Origin of the sequence: Curvibacter delicatus NBRC 14919 (genome assembly GCF_001592265.1) — a bacterium.
Taxonomy (GTDB): domain Bacteria; phylum Pseudomonadota; class Gammaproteobacteria; order Burkholderiales; family Burkholderiaceae_C; genus Hylemonella; species Hylemonella delicata.
On sequence record NZ_BCWP01000020.1, the window covers coordinates 51203 to 72520 of the forward strand.

The 21318-nt window shown below is 65.7% G+C and carries 14 protein-coding genes; 8 read left to right on the forward strand and 6 right to left on the reverse strand.

Translation table 11 applies throughout. From position 1 onward, the window contains the following. Positions 1 to 23 precede the first annotated feature (23 nt). A complete protein-coding gene (locus CDE01S_RS10945; protein WP_066707084.1) occupies positions 24 to 2699 on the forward strand; it encodes a [protein-PII] uridylyltransferase in 2676 nt (891 codons plus the stop codon). A 98-nt stretch (positions 2700 to 2797) separates the two neighbouring features. Here CDE01S_RS10945 and def read toward each other — a convergent pair whose 3' ends face one another. Next, entirely contained in the window at positions 2798 to 3337 is a 540-nt protein-coding gene (def, locus tag CDE01S_RS10950; protein ID WP_066707041.1) for a peptide deformylase, read from the reverse strand. A 52-nt stretch (positions 3338 to 3389) separates the two neighbouring features. Here def and CDE01S_RS10955 point away from each other — a divergent pair, with 52 nt between their 5' ends. Next, positions 3390 to 3833 (forward strand): YbaN family protein, encoded by a 444-nt coding sequence (locus tag CDE01S_RS10955; RefSeq protein ID WP_066707043.1) that lies wholly within the window; start codon positions 3390 to 3392, stop codon positions 3831 to 3833. A 6-nt stretch (positions 3834 to 3839) separates the two neighbouring features. Here CDE01S_RS10955 and ligA read toward each other — a convergent pair whose 3' ends face one another. From ligA to smc, 3 genes are read right to left on the reverse strand one after another with little or no spacing between them, the layout of a single operon-like run. Next, positions 3840 to 5906 (reverse strand): NAD-dependent DNA ligase LigA, encoded by a 2067-nt coding sequence (ligA, locus tag CDE01S_RS10960; RefSeq protein WP_066707045.1) that lies wholly within the window; start codon positions 5904 to 5906, stop codon positions 3840 to 3842. 23 nt (positions 5907 to 5929) lie between these two features. Next, the gene (locus tag CDE01S_RS10965; RefSeq protein WP_066707047.1) at positions 5930 to 6964 is read right to left on the reverse strand and encodes a cell division protein ZipA C-terminal FtsZ-binding domain-containing protein; all 1035 of its coding nucleotides are present in this window, start codon (positions 6962 to 6964) and stop codon (positions 5930 to 5932) included. Positions 6965 to 6968: 4 nt separating this feature from the next. Further along, the gene (gene smc / locus CDE01S_RS10970; RefSeq protein WP_066707050.1) at positions 6969 to 10484 is read right to left on the reverse strand and encodes a chromosome segregation protein SMC; all 3516 of its coding nucleotides are present in this window, start codon (positions 10482 to 10484) and stop codon (positions 6969 to 6971) included. Positions 10485 to 10628: 144 nt separating this feature from the next. On the opposite strand from smc, the gene dapC reads away from it, so the two are divergent. The 6 genes from dapC to CDE01S_RS11000 all read left to right on the forward strand — a co-directional run bounded on the left by dapC (position 10629) and on the right by CDE01S_RS11000 (position 18231). Continuing rightward, positions 10629 to 11819 carry a succinyldiaminopimelate transaminase gene (gene dapC / locus CDE01S_RS10975; protein WP_066707053.1) on the forward strand — a complete coding sequence of 397 codons (1191 nt, stop codon included), beginning with the start codon at positions 10629 to 10631 and terminating at the stop codon, positions 11817 to 11819. A 16-nt stretch (positions 11820 to 11835) separates the two neighbouring features. Next, positions 11836 to 12660: a 2,3,4,5-tetrahydropyridine-2,6-dicarboxylate N-succinyltransferase gene (gene dapD / locus CDE01S_RS10980; RefSeq protein ID WP_066707056.1), complete on the forward strand. Its 825-nt coding sequence runs from the start codon at positions 11836 to 11838 to the stop codon at positions 12658 to 12660. A 252-nt stretch (positions 12661 to 12912) separates the two neighbouring features. Then, positions 12913 to 14061: a PilT/PilU family type 4a pilus ATPase gene (locus CDE01S_RS10985; protein WP_066707059.1), complete on the forward strand. Its 1149-nt coding sequence runs from the start codon at positions 12913 to 12915 to the stop codon at positions 14059 to 14061. Positions 14062 to 14094: 33 nt separating this feature from the next. Continuing rightward, positions 14095 to 15258: a succinyl-diaminopimelate desuccinylase gene (gene dapE / locus CDE01S_RS10990; protein WP_066707062.1), complete on the forward strand. Its 1164-nt coding sequence runs from the start codon at positions 14095 to 14097 to the stop codon at positions 15256 to 15258. After that, a complete protein-coding gene (gene prmB, locus CDE01S_RS10995) occupies positions 15255 to 16142 on the forward strand; it encodes a 50S ribosomal protein L3 N(5)-glutamine methyltransferase (protein ID WP_066707065.1) in 888 nt (295 codons plus the stop codon). Before dapE ends, prmB begins: the two co-directional genes overlap by 4 nt. Positions 16143 to 16278: 136 nt before the next feature. After that, positions 16279 to 18231 (forward strand): ABC-F family ATP-binding cassette domain-containing protein, encoded by a 1953-nt coding sequence (locus CDE01S_RS11000; protein ID WP_066707069.1) that lies wholly within the window; start codon positions 16279 to 16281, stop codon positions 18229 to 18231. Positions 18232 to 18265: 34 nt separating this feature from the next. Here the strand turns inward: CDE01S_RS11000 and CDE01S_RS11005 are convergent, their stop codons facing one another. Next, a complete protein-coding gene (locus tag CDE01S_RS11005) occupies positions 18266 to 19306 on the reverse strand; it encodes a 3'-5' exonuclease (protein ID WP_084382840.1) in 1041 nt (346 codons plus the stop codon). Continuing rightward, positions 19303 to 20976, reverse strand: coding sequence for a methyl-accepting chemotaxis protein (locus tag CDE01S_RS11010; RefSeq protein WP_066707072.1), 1674 nt, complete (start codon positions 20974 to 20976; stop codon positions 19303 to 19305). The genes CDE01S_RS11005 and CDE01S_RS11010 overlap by 4 nt, the downstream gene beginning before the upstream one ends. Positions 20977 to 21318: the final 342 nt, after the last annotated feature.

A 21318-nucleotide genomic window follows, 5' to 3' on the forward strand; every position in this document is an offset into this window, starting at 1 on the left:
CTGATTCCTGCTTCATTTTGGTGATGCAAACCATCCAGACCTTGAGAGACCAGTACCGCGCCCGCAAGGCCGAACTGCTGAAGAATGTCACCGAGAGTGGCGCCTCCACGCGCCATGTGCGCAGCACGCTGCGCCAGTTGGCCCGCCTGGCCGACAGCACGCTCAAGACCCTGTGGAAGCAGGCTGGCTTCGGCCAGCCCTTTGCCCTGGTTGGCGTCGGCGGCTTCGGCCGCGGCGAACTGTTCCCACATTCCGATATCGACGTGCTCCTGCTGCTGCCCGAAGGACTGTCTCCCGACAGCGACGAGGCCCTGCGCCAGCGCATCGAGTCCTTCATCAGCAGTTGCTGGGACGCCGGCCTGGAAATCGGCTCCAGCGTACGGTCCGTATCTGAATGCCTGGCCGAGGCGGCCAAGGACGTGACGGTGCAGACGGCGTTGCTGGAATCGCGCCTGATTGCCGGCAACACCGAGCTGTTCAAGACCTTCCGCTGGCAGTTCCGCCAGAGCCTGGACGCGCGCGCCTTTTTTGTCGCCAAGACACTGGAGATGCAGCAGCGCCACAGCAAGTTCGAGGACACCCCCTACTCGCTCGAGCCGAACTGCAAGGAATCCCCCGGCGGCCTGCGCGACCTGCAGATCATCCTCTGGGTGGCCCAGGCTGCGAGTTACGGCAAGTCCTGGGACGAACTGGCCAAATCCGGCCTGGTCACCCCCTTCGAGGTACGCCAGCTCAAACGCAACGAGGCCATGCTGCAGCTCATCCGCATGCGCCTGCACCTGATTGCCGGCCGGCGTGAAGACCGGCTGGTGTTCGACCTGCAGACCGCGGTGGCCAACACCTTTGGCTACGGACTGCCGGCCCCCACGCTCGGCACTGACGTCTCCACCCTGCCCCCCGAGGGGGCTGTTCCGCCTCGGGGCGGCCCGTCGGCGAAACGATCAGACACCAACGATGTCCGGACCAAGGTCCGCGCCAGCGAAGCGCTGATGCGCCACTACTACTGGGCCGCCAAGGCGGTGGCGCAGCTCAACCAGATCCTGCTGCTCAACATCGAGGAGCGGCTCAACCCCACCGTGCAGCCGCCGCTGCCGATCAACGAGCGCTTTGCCGACAAGGCCGGCCTGATCGAGGTGCGCAGCGATGACCTCTACCAGCGTGAGCCGCATGCCATCCTGGAAACCTTCCTGGTCTACCAGACCACCGAAGGCGCCAAGGGCCTGTCGGCACGCACGCTGCGTGCGCTGTACAACGCGCGCGGCCTGATGGACAGCCGCTTCCGCAAGGACCCGGCCAACCAGCAGACCTTCATGCGCATCCTGCAGCAGCCCCAGGGCATCACGCACGCCATGCGCCTGATGAACCAGACCTCGGTGCTGGGGCGCTACCTCTGGACCTTCCGCCGCATCGTTGGCCAGATGCAGCACGACCTGTTCCACGTCTACACCGTGGACCAGCACATCCTGATGGTGCTGCGCAATGTGCGGCGCTTCTTCATGGCCGAGCATGCGCACGAGTACCCGTTCTGTTCGCAACTGGCCGCTGGCTGGGACAAGCCGTGGATCCTGTATGCGGCAGCGCTGTTCCACGACATCGCCAAGGGCCGTGGCGGCGATCATTCTTCGCTGGGCGCGGTCGAGGTGCGGCACTTCTGCCGCCAGCATGGCATCGCGCGTGATGATGCCCAGCTCATCGAGTTCCTGGTCAAGGAACACCTCTCGATGAGCCACATTGCGCAGAAGTCCGACCTGACCGACCCGGATGTGATTGCCGCTTTCGCCAAGCAGGTGGGCAGCGAGCGTTACCTGACGGCGCTCTACCTGCTGACCGTGGCCGACATCCGGGGCACCAGCCCCAAGGTCTGGAATGCCTGGAAAGGCAAGCTGCTGGAAGACCTGTACCGCTACACCCTGCGCGCCCTGGGCGGCCTGGTCCCCTCACCCGATGCCGAGGTGGAGGCACGCAAGCGTGAGGCGCTGATCCAGCTGGCGCTGCACTCGCTGCCCTTCGAAGCGCACAAGCCGCTGTGGGACACGCTGGACGTGAGTTACTTCATGCGCCACGACGCGGCCGACATCGCCTGGCACACGCGGCAGCTGTCACGCCATGTCGGCTCTGACAAGCCCATCGTGCGGGCCCGCCGCTCCCCGGTGGGCGAAGGGCTGCAGGTGCTGGTCTACGCCAAGGACCAGCCCGACCTGTTTGCCCGCATCTGCGGCTATTTCGACCACGCCGGCTTCAGCATCCTCGACGCCCGCATCCACACCGCGCGCAACAACTATGCGCTCGACACCTTCCAGATCGTCACGTCCGCCATGCCCGACCACTACCGCGAACTGACCAACATGGTGGAGGCAGAACTGGCTCGCACCATCATGGAAGGCGGTCCGCTGCCCGCACCCAGCCGTGGCCGCCAGTCGCGACGCGTCAAGAGTTTTCCCTTCATGCCGCGCGTCAGCCTCCGGCCGGACGAAAAAGCCCAACGCTGGCTGCTCAGCATCACCGCCAGCGACCAGACCGGCCTGCTGTACAAAGTGGCACGCGTGCTGGCGCAGCACGGGATCAACCTGCAGCTGGCCAAGGTCAACACCCTCGGTGAACGCGTGGACGACAGCTTCCTGATCTGCGGCCAAGCCCTGCAGAACAACCGGGCGCAGCTGGAAATCGAGACGGAACTGCTGGACGTGCTGTCGTCATAAAGCACCCGCGCTCCCAATGCGGGTGGTTTGCAGTCCTCCAAGGAGACCCTCGCGACTTGGAATGACCCAGCGGCGCTCAATCGCTCCAAGGCGAGAACTCAGTCGTCCTGGCCCGCATCCAGACCGGGAAACAGCACCTCGGTGAAACCGAACTGCGTGAAATCGCGCACCCGCATCGGATAGAGCTTGCCAATCAGATGGTCGCACTCGTGCTGCACCACGCGGGCGTGAAAACCCTCGACCGTACGGTCGATCGGGTCGCCATACTGATCGAAACCGGTGTAGCGGATGCGTTGCCAGCGCGGCACCACGGCACGCAGGCCCGGCACCGACAGACAACCTTCCCAGCCCTCTTCCTCAGCCTCACCGATCGGCGTGATGACCGGATTGCACAGCACAGTGCGCGGCACCACAGGCGCGTCAGGGTAGCGCGGGTTGAACTCGCCACTGCCAAAGATCACCACCTGCAGGTCCACGCCGATCTGCGGCGCCGCCAAGCCGGCACCGTTGGCCGCCTGCATGGTGTCGAGCAGGTCGGTGATGAGCAGATGCAGCGCGTCGCTGTCGAATTCGGTCACGGGCTGAGCGACGCGCAACAAGCGCGGGTCGCCCATCTTGAGGATGGTACGGACGGTCATGGGAATTCGGAATTGGTAGCACTCAAGCATACAAGAGCGGCACAATCACGCCATGACCCCGCCCCGCCCATCCGCACCGAGTCCCCAGGTCCTCGCCGTCCCGCTGTCGGCCCTGCTGCGCTGGGTCTATCTGGTGCTGGCGCTGCTGTTCCTGCTGCTGGGTCTGATCGGCATCTTCCTGCCGGTGCTGCCGACCACGCCCTTCATCCTGCTGTCGGCCTGGGCGGCGGCACGCAGTTCACCCCGCCTGCTGGCCTGGCTGGAGGAGCACACGGCCTTCGGCCCCATGATCCGCGACTGGCGCCACGGCGGCGTGGTGCGCCGGCGCTCCAAATGGATGGCCACCGGGGTCATGGCGGCCAGCGGAACCTACCTGCTGCTGAGTTCGCACTCGCGCTGGGCCGCCGGGCTGGCCATCGCCTGCATGACGGCCGTGGCACTGTGGCTGTGGCAGCGCCCGGAGCATCATGACGACACGCCCCCGCAGCAGGACTGATGCACTTCAGCCCGCCGATGCCTCCAGCAAGGCGAGCAGCCCAGCCTCGTCCAGGATGGCGATGCCCAGCGCCTGTGCCTTCTCCAGCTTGCTGCCGGCCTCGGCCCCAGCCACCACGTAGTCGGTCTTCTTGCTGACCGAGCCGGCCACCTTGGCGCCAGCGGCTTCCAGCATGTCCTTGGCCTGGTCACGACTGAGTGTCGGCAAGGTGCCTGTCAACACAAAGGTCTTGCCGGCCAGCGGCTGCACCTCGGCAGGTGCTGGTTCGCCTTCTTCCCACGTGACGCCACAGGCACGCAGTTGCTCCACCACCTCGCGGTTGTGCGGCTGCTCGAAGAAGGTACGGATGCTCTGCGCCACCACCGGGCCGACGTCGGCCACCTGCAGCAACTGTTCCTCGCTGGCGTCCATGATGGCGTCGAGCTTGCCGAAATGACGCGCCAGTGCCTTGGCCGTGGCCTCGCCCACATGGCGGATGCCCAGGCCAAAGAGGAAACGCGGCAAGGTGGTCTGCTTGGACTTCTCCAGCGCCTCGACGATGTTCTGCGCCGACTTGTCGGCCATGCGCTCCAGGCTGGCCAGCGCCGTCAGGCCCAGACGGTACAGGTCCGGCAGGGTGTTGACCACACCACTGTCCACCAGCTGGTCCACCAGCTTGTCGCCCAGGCCTTCGATCTCGACCGCACGACGATGCGCAAAATGCAGGATGGCCTGCTTGCGCTGGGCGCTGCAGAACAGGCCGCCGGTGCAGCGGTAGTCGGCCTCGCCCTCTTCCCGCGCCGCGGCCGAGCCGCACACCGGGCAAGTGCGCGGCATGGTGAAGATCTCGGCGCCCGGCAGGCGCTTCTCCGGCAGAACCGCCACCACTTCGGGAATGACGTCGCCGGCACGGCGCACGATCACGGTGTCACCAATGCGCACGTCCTTGCGCCGCGCTTCGTCCTCGTTGTGCAGCGTGGCGTTGGTCATCGTCACGCCGCCCACGAACACCGGCGCCAGCTTGGCCACCGGCGTGAGCTTGCCGGTGCGGCCCACCTGCACCTCGATCGCCTGCACCGTGGTCAGCATTTCCTGCGCCGGGTACTTGTGCGCCACCGCCCAGCGCGGCTCACGCGTGACGAAACCCAACTGCTGCTGCAGGTCCAGCCGGTTGACCTTGTAGACCACGCCGTCGATGTCGTAGGGCAGGCTGTCGCGCAGCTCGCCCATGCGACGGTGGAATGCTATCAAATCAGGAGCACCTCGCGCAATCACCACGTGCTCGCAGACCGGAAAACCCCATGATTTCAGCAACTGCAGCCACGCGAAGTGGGAAGCCACCTGGACCGCCCCGGGCGTGACCTCGCCCAAGCCGTAGGTAAAAAAGCTCAAGGGCCGCTGGGCGGCAATGGCCGGGTCGAGCTGGCGCACCGCACCGGCCGCCGCATTGCGCGGATTGACGAAGGTCTTCTCGCCTTTCTCGCGCTGCCGCTCGTTGAGGGCATTGAAGTCGTCGCGCCGCAGGTAGACCTCACCACGCACCTCCAGGATGGCCGGCACGCCATCCGGCAAACGCAATGGGATCTGACCGATGGTGCGGATGTTCTGCGTCACATCCTCGCCCACCTCGCCATCACCTCGCGTGGCGGCCTGCACCAGCACACCCTGCTCGTAGCGCAGGTTGATGGCCAAGCCGTCGAACTTGAGTTCGGCCACGTACTCGACGGCGGGTTCGGTCTCGCCCCAGCCCAGTTCACGCCGCACCCGCGCATCGAAGGCCTCCGCGCCGCTGGCTTCGGTGTCAGTCTCGGTGCGGATGCTCAACATCGGAACGGCATGGCGCACGCTGGCGAACTGCGCCAACGGTTTGCCGCCGACACGTTGCGTTGGCGAATCGGGCGTCACCAGCTCCGGATGCGCTGTCTCAATGGCCTGCAACTCGCGGAACAGACGGTCGTACTCGGCATCCGGGATTTCCGGCTCGTCGAGCACGTAGTAGCGGTGGGCGTGGTGGTGCAGCAGGCGATGCAACTCGGCCACGCGAGCCCGGTCAGGCCCAGGCGGCGGCGTATCGAACAAATCCGGTGTGGTCATGTCGTCAGGAAGACGGACGAAGGTCAAGAAAACAGACGGCGCGCCAAAGTAGAGCCGGCGGAGAGCTCGCGCGCATCCAGCGTGTCGTAGAGTTTTTCGAGCTCGGCCCCGATCTGATCGAGCGCCTCAGTGCTCAAGGGCTGGCCGTTGTCGTCGGTCAACAGGCCGTCCATGGTGGCGGCCAGCGATTCGGCCACCTCACGCATGCGCGCGAAAGGGTGTTCGCTACGATCCACCTGGGCCACGTCCAGGCTCAGGCTGAGCTCGCGCAAGGCGGACTGGTCAAGGTCTTCGGACAAGGCGGCCTGAGAATCAAACGCCAGGCCCAGCAGGGGCGGCTGGCCGGGCACAGCGGCCGGCAGCACCATGCGGCCGGCAATGGCCCCCGGTACAAAACCCAGGCGTGCGGCGCACTGGTGCACATAACCCGGGCTCCAGGCTGCATTGCGCGCGCGCAGCGTGAAGCCGAGCTGGGCGTCATGCGCGCTGGCAAAGTTGTCGAGTTCACGGGCGCGTGCCACTTCGTCCAGCATCTCCGGAAACTCCGGCGTGCCGCCCACGACGTCGGCAAAAGCCTGGGTCGTGACGACAAATTCGGAATATTCGATCTCGTTGAGCGCCCCCGAACGGTTGGCCAGCTGGATGCCGGCCTGCAACACGCCGTAACGCTGCCCCACATGCGGCAGTTCCCATTGCTGGGTGACCTCGTTCAACCCTTCCACCGCAAACGGCTTGCTGCCGACGCGGCGCGTGGCCGGCAAGGCGGCCAGCACGGCGTCGCCGGAGACCGGGCCGTCGAGTGTGATCGGCGCGATGACATCGATCAGCGAATCCATCAGCGGCTTTTTCTCGATGGCAGGCAGCGGAAAGGCTCCGCCTTGGGGATCGAGGTCGGGATCAAAAACCGGCTCGATCGGCCCCGCCTCCGGCTCGACTCGCGGCACCTGCGGGTCGGCCTGGCGCGGCAGACTGCGCCGCGAGGTCCAGGCGCCATGCGCCACCACGCCGGCCAGCACCAGCCCGCCTGCGATTGCCAGTCCGATCTGCAGTGTGCTCATCGTGTCAGGCCGCCTCTACCATGGAAACCGCGGACTCCATGTCCACCGCCACGATGCGCGAGACACCCTGCTCCTGCATGGTCACGCCGATCAGCTGCTCGGCCATCTCCATCGCGATCTTGTTGTGGCTGATGAAGAGGAACTGCGTACCCTTGCTCATGCTGCTCACCAGCTTGGCATAACGCTCGGTGTTGGCGTCGTCGAGCGGCGCGTCCACCTCGTCCAGCAGACAGAACGGTGCCGGGTTGAGCTGGAAGATGGCGAACACCAGCGCGATGGCGGTCAGCGCCTTCTCGCCACCCGACAGCAGGTGGATGGTCTGATTCTTCTTGCCCGGCGGCTGCGCCATCACCTGCACGCCGGAGTCCAGGATCTCGTCGCCGGTCATGATCAGCTTGGCCTGGCCGCCACCAAACAGCTCGGGGAACATGCGGCCGAAATGCTCGTTGACGATCTTGAAGGTGCCGCCCAACAGTTCACGCGTCTCGCCGTCAATCTTGCGGATGGCGGCTTCCAGCGTGTTCATGGCATCGGTCAGGTCCAGCGACTGGGCGTCGAGGAACTGCTTGCGCTCGCGCGCATGGGCCAACTCGTCCAGCGCCGCCAGGTTGACGGCACCGAGCGCCGCGATCTCGCGGTTCAGGCGGTCAATCTCGCCCTGCAGACCGGTGAGGCGGACATTGCCCTCCGCGATCGACTTGGCCACGGCCTCCAGATCGGCCTGGGCATCGGCCAGCAACTGGGCGTACTGCTCCAGCCCCAGGCGTGCCGCCTGTTCCTTGAGCTGGAAATCGGTGATGCGCTGGCGCAGCGGCTCCAGCTCGCGTTCGAGCTGCAGGCGACGCTCGTCACTGGCGCGCAGCTTGGTCGTCAGGTCGTCGTATTCGCTGCGCTTGGCCGCCAGCACCTGCTCGCGCTCCAGCTTCAGGGCCAGCGCGTTCTGCAGGCCGGCCTGGGCGGCAGCATCGGTCAGGCGTGCCAGCTCGTCACGGGCGCGCTGCTCTTCGGCCACCAGCGAGGTGGCCTGCTGCTCGGCGGTTTCAATGGCGCGCGACAACTCGGCCTTGCGGGCATCGAGCGTGCGCAACGAGAAGGTGGCCTCTTGCGCCTGGCGCTCCAGGCTGCGCTGCTGTTCGCGGCAGGCATTCAGCTTGCGCTCGGCTTCCAGCACCTTTTCGTCCAACTGGGCGTGGCGCTCCTGGCTGTCAGCCAATTGCATGTCGAGTTCTTCGAAGCGCGCTTCGGCCGCCACACGGCGTTCCTGCAGGTCTTCCAGCTGGGCGTCGACTTCGGCCATGTCGCCGGCAATCTGTTCGCTGCGGGCGCGGGTCTGCTCGGCCAGCTGCGTCAGACGCAGGGTCTCGACCTGCAACTCGTGCGCACGGCTCTGGCTCTCGCTCGCCTCCCGGCGTGCTGTCACCAGGCGCTGCGAGGCATCGGCGTAGGCTGCTTCGGCGCGGATCAGGGCGCTGCGTGCTTCATCCACGATGAGGGACTGGGCGCGCAGCTGCTTTTCCAGGTTTTCGATTTCCTGGGCGCGGGCCAGCAGGCCGGCCTGTTCAGAGTCCTGCGCATAGAAGCTGACGCTGTGCGCGCTGACAGCGTGGCCGGTCTTGACGTACAGGGTTTCGCCCGGCTGCAGCTGGGCGCGTTGCGCCAGCGCGTCCTCGAAGCTCTGCGCCACATAACAGCCTTGCAGCCAGTCGACCAGCACGGCCTTCAGGCCGGCGTCATTGACGCGCAGCAGGTCCGACAGGCGCGGCAGGCTGGCCGTTTTCTCCGGCGCACCGGCCTGCGGCGCACTGTAGAAGGCTAGCTTGGCCGGCGGCGCATCGGCGCCGAAAGCGCGCACCATGTCGAGACGGCTGACCTCCAGCGCGCCCATGCGTTCGCGCAGCGCCGCCTCCAGGGCGTTTTCCCAGCCGGACTCCACGTGGATCTTGGTCCACAAGGCCTGCAGGTCGGCCAGGCCATGCTTGGCCAACCAGGGTTGCAGCTTGCCGTCAGTCTTGACCTTTTCCTGCAGTGCCTTGAGCGCTTCCATGCGCGCCGACAGGTCGGCCTGGCGGGCGGATTCGGTGTTGACGGCTTCCTGCTGCGTGCGGCGGGCTTCGTCCAGCTGCGGCACCTGTTCCTGCAGCTCCTGCAGCCGGGCCTCGTTCACGCTGGCGGCCTCGGTGGCCTCGGCCAGCTGGCTTTGCAGGTTCTGCAGGCGCGCCTCGTCGGGCGCCGCCAGTGCATTCTTGTCCGCGCTCAGGCGTTCGCGCCGCTGTTGCAACTGGCGCGACTGCTCTTCAATATTGCGCTGCTCGGCGGCCAGCACCTGGATTTGCTGCTGCACCTGGGCCACGCTGCCGCGCTGCTCGTTGGCGCGGCTTTGCGTCTGCCGCAGGGCCTCTTCCAGATCGGGCAAGGCCAGGGCCTGCTCTTCCAGCTGGGCGGCCAGCAACTCGTTCTTTTCTTCCCCCATCAGCGCCAGTTCGGCCAGTCGCTCGATCTCGGCGGCAGCATCTTCCTTACGGGTGGCCCACTGGGTGGTCTGCTCTTTCAGCGTGATCAGGCGTTCCTCGACCCGCTGGCGGCCTTCGACCACGAAGCGGATCTCGGCCTCCAGCCGGCCCACTTCGGTACTGGCCTCGTACAGCAGGCCCTGGGCCTGGTTGACCTGGTCGCCGGCGGCGTAGTGCGCTTGGCGGATGGTTTCCAGGTCCGCTTCGATGTGGCGCAGGTCGGCCACACGCGATTCGAGTTCGATGACGGCTTTTTCGCCGTCTTGGCGGATCTTGGCCTGGTCAGCCTCGGCCTCGCTACGGCGCAGGTACCAGAGCTGGTGCTGCTTGAGCGTGACGTCCGACTGCAGTGCGTTGTACTTCTGCGCCACCTCGGCCTGGCGTTCCAGCTTCTCCAGGTTGGCGTTGAGTTCGCGCAGGATGTCCTCAACGCGGGTCAGGTTCTCACGCGTGTCCGAGAGGCGGTTTTCCGTCTCGCGGCGGCGCTCCTTGTACTTGGAAACACCGGCCGCCTCTTCCAGGAACAGGCGCAGCTCTTCCGGCTTGGACTCAATGATGCGGCTGATGGTGCCCTGGCCGATGATGGCGTAGGCGCGCGGCCCTAAGCCGGTGCCGAGGAACACGTCCTGCACGTCGCGCCGGCGCACCGGCTGGTTGTTGATGTAGTAGCTGCTGGTGCCGTCGCGCGTCAGCACGCGCTTGACCGCCACTTCGGCGTACTGGCCCCACTGGCCGCCGGCGCGGTGGTCGGCGTTGTCGAACACCAGCTCCACGCTGGCGCGACTGGCCGGCTTGCGGTTGTTGGTGCCGTTGAAGATGACGTCCTGCATGGACTCGCCGCGCAGTTCGCTGGCGCGGCTTTCGCCCAACACCCAGCGCACGGCATCCATGATGTTGGACTTGCCGCAACCGTTGGGGCCGACCACACCCACCAATTGGCCCGGCAGCATGAAGTTGGTGGGTTCGGCGAACGACTTGAACCCGGACAGCTTGATGGAGTTAAGACGCACAGCGAGTCTAAGTAATTGATTGAATTGAACTTTTTCCCGCCAAGGTGAACGGGTGAATGCTTGATGATACCGTGTGCGCAGCGCCCGCTCCCGAATGGCCGTACCCCGGGGCCGAGGCCGCCATCCACGGGATAATGACACCCCATGAATCCGAATCTTTCCAGGCTACAGCCCTACCCCTTCGAGCGGCTGAAGCAACTCTTCGCCGGCGTTACGCCCAACCCCAACTACCGCCCCATCAGCCTGGGCATTGGCGAGCCGCGCCATGCCACGCCCAAGCTGGTGACCGATGCCCTGACCGCCAACCTGGCGGGCCTGGCCAGCTACCCGGCCACCGCCGGCGAGCCGGCCCTGCGCGAAGCCGCTGCCGGCTGGCTCCAGCGGCGTTATGGCGTGAGCGTCAACCCGGCCACCCAGGTGCTGCCGGTCAATGGCTCGCGCGAGGCGCTGTTTGCACTGACGCAGACCGTGGTGGACAGCTCCCGGCCGGGTGCCACCGTGCTGTGCCCCAACCCGTTCTACCAGATCTACGAAGGCGCCACCCTGCTGGCCGGCGCCCAGCCTTATTACGTGCCGAGCGACCCAAAGCGCAACTTCGCGGTCGACTGGGACAGCGTGCCGGCCGAGGTCTGGGCCCGCACCCAGATGATCTTCACCTGCTCCCCCGGCAACCCGACCGGCGCCGTGATGCCGCTGGACGAATGGAAGAAGCTGTTTGAGCTGAGCGACCGCTACGGTTTCGTCATTGCCTCCGACGAGTGCTATAGCGAGATCTATTTCCGCGACGAACCGCCGTTGGGTGGGCTGGAAGCGGCGGTCAAGCTCGGCCGCAGCGACTTCAAGAACCTGATCGCCCTGACCAGCCTGTCCAAGCGCAGCAATGTGCCGGGCATGCGCAGCGGCTTCGTGGCCGGTGACGCGGCGCTGATCAAGCCCTTCCTGCTCTACCGTACCTACCACGGCGGCGCCATGAGCACGGTGGTGCAGGCCGCCAGCATCGCGGCCTGGAACGACGAGTTGCACGTGATCGAAAACCGCAACCTGTACCGCGAGAAATTTGCCCGGGTCACGCCCTTGCTGAGTGCCGTGCTGGACGTGGCCCTGCCGGACGCCGCCTTCTACCTGTGGGCCGGCGTCAAGGGCAGTGACACCGATTTCGCGCGTGATCTGCTCGCTCTTTACAATGTGACTGTTTTGCCCGGCAGCTACCTCGCCCGCGAAGCCCACGGCTTCAATCCCGGCGCCGGGCGCATCCGCATGGCACTGGTGGCCGAGACCGCCGAGTGCGTGGAAGCCGCCGAGCGCATTGTCCAGTTTGTCCAATCCAGAACCTAAAAGCCTGAGAAAAACCATGAGCCAACAACTGCAACAGATCATCGACACCGCGTGGGAAGACCGCGCCAACATCTCCCCGAAGTCCGCCCCGAAAGAAGTGGCCGACGCGGTTGAGCACGTCATCACCGAACTCAATGGTGGGCGCCTGCGCGTAGCCAGCCGCGCCGGCGTGGGCCAGTGGACCGTGCATCAGTGGATCAAGAAAGCGGTGCTGCTGTCCTTCCGCCTGAAGGACAACGAGGTCATCAAGGCCGGCGACCTGGGCTTTTACGACAAGGTGCAGACCAAGTTCGCCCACCTGACGGAAGAAGAGATGAAGGCCAGCGGCGTGCGTGTGGTGCCGCCGGCCGTGGCGCGCCGCGGCAGCTACATTGCCAAGGGCGCCATCCTGATGCCGTCCTACGTCAACATCGGTGCCTACGTTGATGAAGGCACCATGGTCGATACCTGGGCCACCGTCGGTTCCTGCGCGCAGGTCGGCAAGAACGTGCACCTGTCCGGCGGCGTCGGCCTGGGCGGCGTGCTGGAGCCGCTGCAAGCCAACCCGACCATCATCGAAGACAACTGCTTCATCGGTGCGCGCTCCGAGATCGTCGAAGGCGTGATCGTGGAAGAGAACTCGGTCATCTCCATGGGCGTGTACATCGGCCAGAGCACCCCGATCTACGACCGAAGCACCGGCGAAGTGAGCTACGGCCGCGTGCCGGCCGGCTCGGTGGTGATCAGCGGCAGCCTGCCCAAGGACGGAGGCAAGTACAGCCTGTACGCCGCCATCATCGTCAAGCGCGTCGATGCACAGACCCGTGCCAAGACCAGCTTGAACGATTTGCTGCGGGATTGAATGTTGCACACCCCCAGGCTACGCGCACTGCGTGTCGCTTCGCCAGACAGGCCCGCGCCAGAGGCTGTGGCTCTTCGGCCTGTCCGACCCTGCGCAGGCAGGCTCGGAGCCGCAGGCCTCAGCCCCTTGCAGGGGGCAAACGCCAGTGGCCCGGCTAAGCCGGTTCCACGGCGTTTTCTGGCTTTGGGGGTTGGAGTTCGGCTGGTGTTGCGGTAACGGTCCCGAGGGAGAGGTAAAAGCATGAGCACGACGATGGGCACGATGGAGCGGATCCTGCGGCTGATGGCCGAGAAGAAGGCGTCGGACGTCTACCTCTCGGCGTTCGCACCGGCGCTCATCCGCATCAATGGCCAGTGCGTGCCGATCAACAGCCAGCCGCTGACGCCGGAAGCGCCGCGCGGCCTGTTGGCCGAGCTGTTGCCCGTCGAGCGGCTGACTGAACTCGACCGCAGCGGTGAACTCAACATGGGCTTTCCGCTGGCGGGCGTGGGGCGTTTCCGCCTGAGCGCCATGCGCCAGCGCGGTTCGGTGGCAGCGGTGATCCGTTTCATCGCCAACGAAGTGCCACCGCTGTCGTCGCTGTCGGTGCCGCCCATCCTGGCCGATCTCATCATGGAAAAACGCGGCCTGTTGCTGATGGTGGGTGCCACCGGCATGGGCAAGAGCACCTCGCTGGCCTCGATGATCGACCACCGCAACGAAAACGCGTCCGGCCACATCCTGACCATCGAGGACCCGATCGAGTTCCTGTTCAAGAACAAGCGCTCGGTGGTGAACCAGCGCGAGATCGGCTCCGACACCGCTTCGCTGGCCGTGGCACTGCAGAATGCGCTGCGCCAGGCGCCCGACGTGATCCTGATCGGCGAGATCCGCGACCGCGAAACCATGTCGGCCGCCATTGCCTATGCGCAGTCCGGCCACCTGTGCCTGGCCACCATGCACGCCAACAACAGCTACCAGGCGCTCAACCGCATCCTGAGCTTCTACCCGGTGGAAGTGCGCCAGTCCATGCTGGGCGACCTGTCCAGCGCGCTCAAGGCCATCGTGTCGCAGCGTCTCCTGCGCACCATCAATGGCGGCCGCACGCCAGCGGTGGAAGTCATGCTCAACACCAAGCTGGTGTCCGAACTGATCGAAAAAGGCGACTTTTCCGCCATCAAGGAAGCGCTGGAAAAAGCCATGGCCGAAGGTTCTCAGAACTTCGAGCAGGACATCGCGCGCCTGATCAACGATGGCATCGTCGACCGCAAGGAGGGCCTGGCCAACTCCGATTCGCCCACCAACCTGATGTGGCGCCTGCAGAACGACTTCAACAACAAGGCAGCACCAAGCCAGGCGGCCCCCGAAGACCATGACGACGAACCGTCGTTCACCGAAATCACCCTGGATGTGAAGCACTGAGGCCCGCTGCGCCCCACCACGCTTCATACTGTTATGACCCGCACCCTGATTCTTGCCGAGCAGCTGATTTCGCTGCCCTCCATCACACCGGATGACGCCGGTTGCCAGGCGCTCATCGCCTCGCGCCTGCAGCACTTGGGTTTTGTCTGTGAAACCCTGGAGAGCGGCCCGGCGGACTTCCGTGTCACGAATTTGTGGGCAAAACGAGCTGCAAGCGCCGCCAATACGGCGCAAGTCGCTCCTAAAACCATAGTATTCGCCGGCCACACCGATGTCGTGCCGACCGGCCCGGTGGCACAGTGGACGAGCGCCCCATTCGCCCCCACGCACCGCGACGGCAAGCTGTACGGCCGCGGCAGCAGCGACATGAAGGCCTCGCTGGCCGCCTTCGTGGTGGCGGTCGAAGAGTTTGTCGCGGCGCAGCCGCAAGCACCACTCAACATCGCCTTCCTGCTGACCAGCGATGAGGAAGGCCCGGCGGTGGACGGCACCGTGATGGTGTGCCGTGAACTGCAAAAGCGCGGCGAGGTGCTGGACTACTGCATCGTCGGCGAGCCCACCTCGGTACAGCGCACCGGCGACATGATCAAGAACGGCCGGCGCGGCACCATGAGCGGCAAGCTCACCGTCAAGGGCGTGCAGGGCCACATCGCCTACCCGCACCTGGCGAAGAATCCGATGCACCTGTTCGCCCCGGCCATGGCCGAGTTGGTGGGCATCGAATGGGACCGTGGCAACGACTTCTTCCCGCCCACCACCTGGCAGATCAGCAACATCCATGGCGGCACCGGCGCCAGCAACGTGATCCCTGGTTCGGTGGTGATCGATTTCAATTTTCGTTTCTCCACCGAATCCACGCCCGAAAGCCTGCAGCAACGCCTGACCTCGGTGCTCGACCGACACGAACTCGAATACGAACTGGTCTGGACCATCGGCGGCCTGCCCTTCCTCACCACGCCCGGCACCCTGGTGAACGCGGTGCGCGACGCCATCCGCGACGAGACCGGCCTGGAGACCGAGCTTTCGACCAGCGGCGGCACCAGCGACGGCCGCTTCATCGCGCAGATTTGCCCGCAGGTGATCGAGCTCGGGCCGACCAATGCCACCATCCACAAGATTGACGAATGCGTCCCGGTGGCCGACATCGAGCCGCTGAAGAACATCTACCGGCGCGTGCTGGAAAAGCTGGCCGCATGACGCAAGCCCCCACCGGACAGCCGACGATCATGGCGTTGATCGACGCCGGCGCCCAACAACTCACCGACGCGGGTGTGGCCTTCGGCCACGGCACCAGCAATGCCTTTGATGAAGCCGCCTGGCTGGTGCTGTGGCAGCTCGGGCTACCGCTGAACGACCTGGATTCAGTGGCAAATCAGCCTGTAGACCTCGCCGATCAAGCGCGTATTGCTACACTTTTTGAAGCGCGCATCAAAACGCGAAAACCGGCGGCCTACCTGACGCACGAGGCCTGGTTGCAGGGCGTGCCCTTCTACGTGGACGAGCGCGCCATCGTGCCGCGCAGCTTCATTGCCGAGCTGCTGGCCGATGGCAGCATCGACCCCTGGCTGGGCGAGCACACCAAGAAGGTGCTGGATCTGTGCACCGGCAACGGCAGCCTGGCTGTGCTGGCGGCCATGACCTACCCGGACGTGACAGTGGACGGTGCCGACCTCTCGCTCGATGCGCTGGCGGTAGCGCGCATGAACGTCGAGAAGCACGGACTGGAAGACCGCATCACGCTGCTGCAGTCCGACGGCCTGGGCAGCGTGCGCGGCCCTTACGACCTGATCCTGTGCAACCCGCCTTACGTCAACGCGCAAAGCATGGCGACCCTGCCGGCCGAGTACCGCGCCGAGCCCGAGCTGGCGCTGGCCGGCGGTGCCGATGGCATGGACTTCATCCGCGACCTGCTGCGCGAGGCACCAGCCCACATGAGCGAACACGCCGTGCTGGTGCTGGAGATCGGCAACGAACGCGAACACTTTGAAGCCGCCTTCCCGACGCTGGAGGTATTCTGGCTGGACACCAGCGCGGGGGATGATCAGGTGCTGCTGATCACGCGCGAAGCGCTGGTCAGATGAAGCACTCCTGTGCCGGCTTTCGCCGTCTCCCCCTCAAGGGGGCAACGCCAGCGGCCCGGCCAAGCCGGTTCCGCGGCGTTCCACGGTTAAACCATTTCATGCGCCGTATGCCTCTTAGCGCGACGGAACAGAACAAATGATTACTCTCAAAAACATCACCCTGCGCCGCGGCGCCAAGGTGATCCTCGATGGCGCTTCCGTGACCGTCAACCCCGGCGAAAAAGTCGGTCTGGTCGGGCGCAATGGCGCCGGCAAGTCCACCTTGTTTGCGCTGCTCAACGGCACGCTGCACGAAGACAGCGGCGACTACACCCTTCCCGCCCAGTGGCGTCTGGCCCAGGTGGCGCAGGACATGCCGGAAACCGACATGAGCGCCACCGACTTCGTGATTGCCGGCGACACGCGACTGGCGGCGGCGCAGGCCGAGGTAACGGCCGCCGAGGCCACGGAAGACGGCGAGCGCATGGCCCACGCCTACATGGAACTGCACGACGCCGGCGCCCATGACGCCCCGGCCCGCGCGCAGGCCCTGATTCTGGGTCTGGGTTTCAAGACCACGGAACTCGACCAGCCGGTCAACAGCTTCTCCGGTGGCTGGCGCATGCGCCTGCAGCTGGCACGCGCGCTGATGTGCCCGTCCGACCTGCTGTTGCTGGACGAGCCGACCAACCACCTGGACCTGGATGCCCTGGTCTGGCTCGAAGCCTGGCTGCAACGCTACCAAGGCACCATGCTGGTCATCAGCCACGACCGTGAGTTCCTCGATGCGGTGACCCAGGTCACGGTCCACATCGAAAACGCCAAGCTCACCCGCTACGGCGGCAACTACAGCAAGTTCGAGGACATGCGGGCCGAACAGATGGAGTTGCAGCAGGCTGCCTACGCCAAGCAGCAGGAGAAGATCGCCCACCTGCAGAAGTTCATCGACCGTTTCAAGGCCAAGGCCAGCAAGGCCAAGCAGGCACAGAGCCGGGTCAAAGCACTGGGGCGCATGGAGCGCATCGCACCGCTGCTGGCCGAGGCCGACTTCACCTTCGAATTCAAGGAACCGGCCAACCTGCCCAACCCGATGCTGGCCATGCAGGACGTGAGCTTCGGTTACCCGCCACCGGACGATGCGCCGGCCGGCACGCCGCCCACGGTGATCGTGCGCAATGTCAGCAAATCGGTGCTGGCCGGCCAACGCATCGGCATCCTCGGTGCCAACGGCCAGGGCAAGTCCACTGTGGTCAAGACAATTGCCCGCGCGCTGCAGCCCATCAGTGGCGAGATCACCGAAGGCAAGGGCCTGGCCATCGGCTACTTCGCCCAGCAGGAACTTGACGTGCTGCGCCCACAGGACACACCGCTGGAACACATGATCCGGCTGGTCAAGGACACCACCGCCCGTGGCCAGCTCAGTGGCCAGCCCACGCGTGAGCAGGACCTGCGCAGCTTCCTGGGCAGCTTCAACTTCACCGGCGACCAGGTCAAGCAGAGCGTGGGCAGCATGAGCGGCGGCGAGAAGGCTCGCCTGGTGCTGTGCATGCTGGTGTGGCAGCGTCCCAACCTGCTGCTGCTGGACGAGCCGACCAACCACCTCGATCTGGCCACGCGCGAAGCGCTGGGCATGGCGCTCAACGAGTTCGAGGGCACGGTGATGCTGGTCAGCCACGACCGTTCCCTGCTGCGCGCCGTGTGCGACGAGTTCTGGCTGGTGTCGCGTGGCGGCATCGATCCGTTCGACGGTGACCTGGACGACTACCAGCGTTACCTGCTGGACGAAGCCAAGCGCCAGCGCGAGGCCATCAAGGAATCCGTCAAGGAAGCTGCCGCAGCCAGTGTCAAGCCGGTCACGCCGGCACCGGCGGCCAAGCCGGCACGCGAGGACAACCGCACCCGCCAGCTGCGCCGCGAGCTGGAAAAAACGGACGCCCGCATGGTCGAACTGAATCAGGCAAAGACCGCACTCGAAGCCCGGCTGGCCGGTCACCCCAGTCTGGCCGAGATCACCGAGCTGGGCCAGCAACTGCAGGTGGTGCAGAGCGAACTGGACACGCTGGAGGAACGCTGGCTAGAACTCTCCGGCCAGCTCGAAGCCGCGGGTTGAAGCCTTGGCGATCAGCGCCTGGGTGGAACAGGCGCTAGAGCTGCCGCTGTGACACCTCGCCAGCGCGTGCCGAGTACTTGATGCCGGCATGCAGCGTCTCCAGCTGCACCCGCGCCGCGCGGCCGCCATAAACGGCCGAGCGCAGCCACTCGCACTCAGCCTGCAGGGCTGCCTCGTCCGACAGCAGGGTTTGCCAGACGCGCTGTTCGGCGTTCCAGCGGTAGCCGCGCGCTTTCAACAGGTCCTTGGCATCGAAGGGTGCGGCCGTCGCCTGCAGGCGGTAGGACGTCTGCGAGCCGGCTCGCAGCAGGCGCGCCAGCCCCGTCTGCTGTGACGTCGGCAAGGTCTGCCCCAGCACTGCCAGCAGGGCGTGGCAATCCATTTCGGCACGGTGGGCATCGTAGAACCAGCCCTGCGAGAGTGCCAGGTTTTCCAGCTTGGCCGACGACTGGCCCTCGGTCCGCCAGTCGATGTCTGCAAACGAACAGGCCCAAGGCAATTGCGCAAAGGCCGGCAGGCGTGCCTCGACAAAGGGCCGGTCGAAGGCGGCGTTGTGGGCCACGATCAGGTCGGCACCGGCCAGCAATTCGGCCACCCGCGCCTCGTCCAGCCGCTGGCCGCGCACCATGTCGTTGCTGATGCCGGTCAGGGCCTCGATCTCGGGCGAGATCGGCATGCCCGGGTCTTCCAGGCCGTCGTACACCTGCACGGCGCCGCAAGGCCGGCCGGTCTCGGCGTCGACCTCGACGCGCACCAAGGCCAGTTCAATGATCTTCTCGCGGCTGGCATCGAGGCCGGTGGTTTCGGTGTCGAGCAGTACCACGTGGCGCACCGGCCCTTGCGCTGGCGGGAACTGCAGGCAGGGTTGAAGCCGACGCAGCACACGGAAATCTGGATGTGCCTCCAGCTGGCGTGCCAGACTCTCAACGTCTGAAGCAGCGACACCGCTGGCGGGAACGGGCACCACAGGCTTTGGCGCCGCCGGCTTGCTGCGGCCCTTCGCCTTGCCTTTGGCCGCCGGTGCCAAGGGCACCACCGGGCCTTCAAAGCCGAAATCGAGCTGAAGATCGTTCACCGTGGCCCCGCGATGGCGGCTTGGGTTGCCGTGCCGGCCAGCTGCTTCATCTCGCGTCGCAGGGCCACCGCATCCTGCACATGCATCACGTCGGTCGGGCTGAGACGGAACACGTGCATGGCGTCAGCCACACCGCGCGCCTGCGCTTCCAGGGCGATCCCGGAGGTGGCCAGGTTGTGGACCAGCTGGTTGTTCTGCTGGGTCAGTTCGTCCATGTGCACCATGGCTTCGTTGATCTGCTCAATGCCCAGCAACTGCTCGTCTACCGCCGTGTGGATTTCGGAAATGAGGCCATTGACCTGGCGTGCCGCCTCCACTGCTTCCTGCATGGTGCGGCGGGCATTGTCACTGAGCTTGGTACCGGCCTCGACCTTGGCGGACGACTCCTGGATCAACTGGGCGATCTCGCGCGCCGCGGCCGAACTGCGCGTGGCCAGCTGCCGCACTTCGGCCGCCACCACCGCAAAACCACGCCCTTGTTCACCGGCCCGTGCTGCCTCAACCGCGGCGTTGAGGGCCAGCAGATTGGTCTGGAAGGCAATGCTGTCGATCACCTGCACGATTTCGCCAATCCGGCTGGACGACTCGTTGATTGCGTGCATGTTCTGGGTCACATCCTGCACCGCCTGGCCGCTGCGCTCGGAAATGCGCATGGCCTGACTGGCCAGACCCGCCGCCTGACGCGCAGCGTCAGCCGTCTGCTTCACGTTGCCGCTGATCTGCTCCATGGATGCGGCAGTCTCCTCCAGCCGGGCGCCTTGCGACTGTGTGCGCTCGGACAGTTCGCGGTTGCCTTGGGCAATGCCGTGCGTTTCGCTGCCCATGCGGTCCACTTCGGTACGGGCATCGCTGACGATGGAACGGATGTTGACGTTGAGCTGGTTGAGCGCGCGCTCCAGCTGCCCCAGAACACCGTTGCTCTGGGCCTCCAGTGAGCGGGTCAGGTCGCCGGCCGCCATGCGGTTGGCGAAACCCAGCAGACGCTGCAAGGGGCTGATGGTCAGGGCACGGAGGAACCAGGCCCCCAGCAAGGCCAGCACCACGGTCAGCCCGGCACTGGCGGCCAGACTGGTACCCGACACGGCCGACCAGCCGCCTGCGGCCAGCATGCCCGCGCCCAGCCCCAGGCCCGCCAGCAGCAGCGCCACCAACGTGATCTTGGCCTGCGCAGAAGGACGCAACAGACGGCTGAGGCGCCCCACCCAGGTGTCGCGGTACAAGGCACCATGGCGCAAGCGATGCACCAGTTGACCCGCCGGGGCTTCGGCCCGCATGACGGCATACAGGCCTTCCGCCGCCTCGATCTGTTCGCGCGTCGGCTCGGTCCGCACCGACAGGTAGGCCACCGGGCGGTCGCCCTCCATCAGCGGCGTGGCGTTGGCCACCACCCAGTAGTGGTCGCCATTCTTGCGCCGGTTCTTGACGATGCCGGTCCAGGGCAGTCCTTCTTCCAGCGTGGCCCAAAGGTCGCGGAAGGCCTCTTCCGGCACATCCGGATGGCGCACCAGGTTGCGCGGCTGGCCCAGCAGCTCTTCCTTGGTGAAACCGCTGAGCTCGATGAACACCTCATTGCAGTGGGTGATGCGACCTTTCAGGTCGGTGATCGAAACGACGGTCTGGCCTGACGGGAAAGGATGCTCGCGTTGGGTAACGGGAAGGTTGGTACGCACGTGATCTTCAACAGTGATAACGGCCAGGCGCCCTGGAGCACCCAGCCGATGCATAAAAAGGATGGCCGCCTTGAGGCGGCCTGGACCCTGTAACTCTACCTGATTTAGATCAAGCCGAGTTACATCCGGAAACAGCTCAGAAAGACTCCCAGTCGTCCGTCACCTCCGCGGTGGCTGATTTGACGGGAGCGGGTTTGGCTGGCGCCGGTGCCGCCGACAACGCCTTGGCGGGCGCCGCCGGGGTTTTGCTGGGGGCCGCAGCCACCGGCGGTTTCACGGGCTGGGGCGCAGGAGGCGACGTACGCACAGGCGGTTCGGCGGTTCGCTGCATGCTGCTGTCGA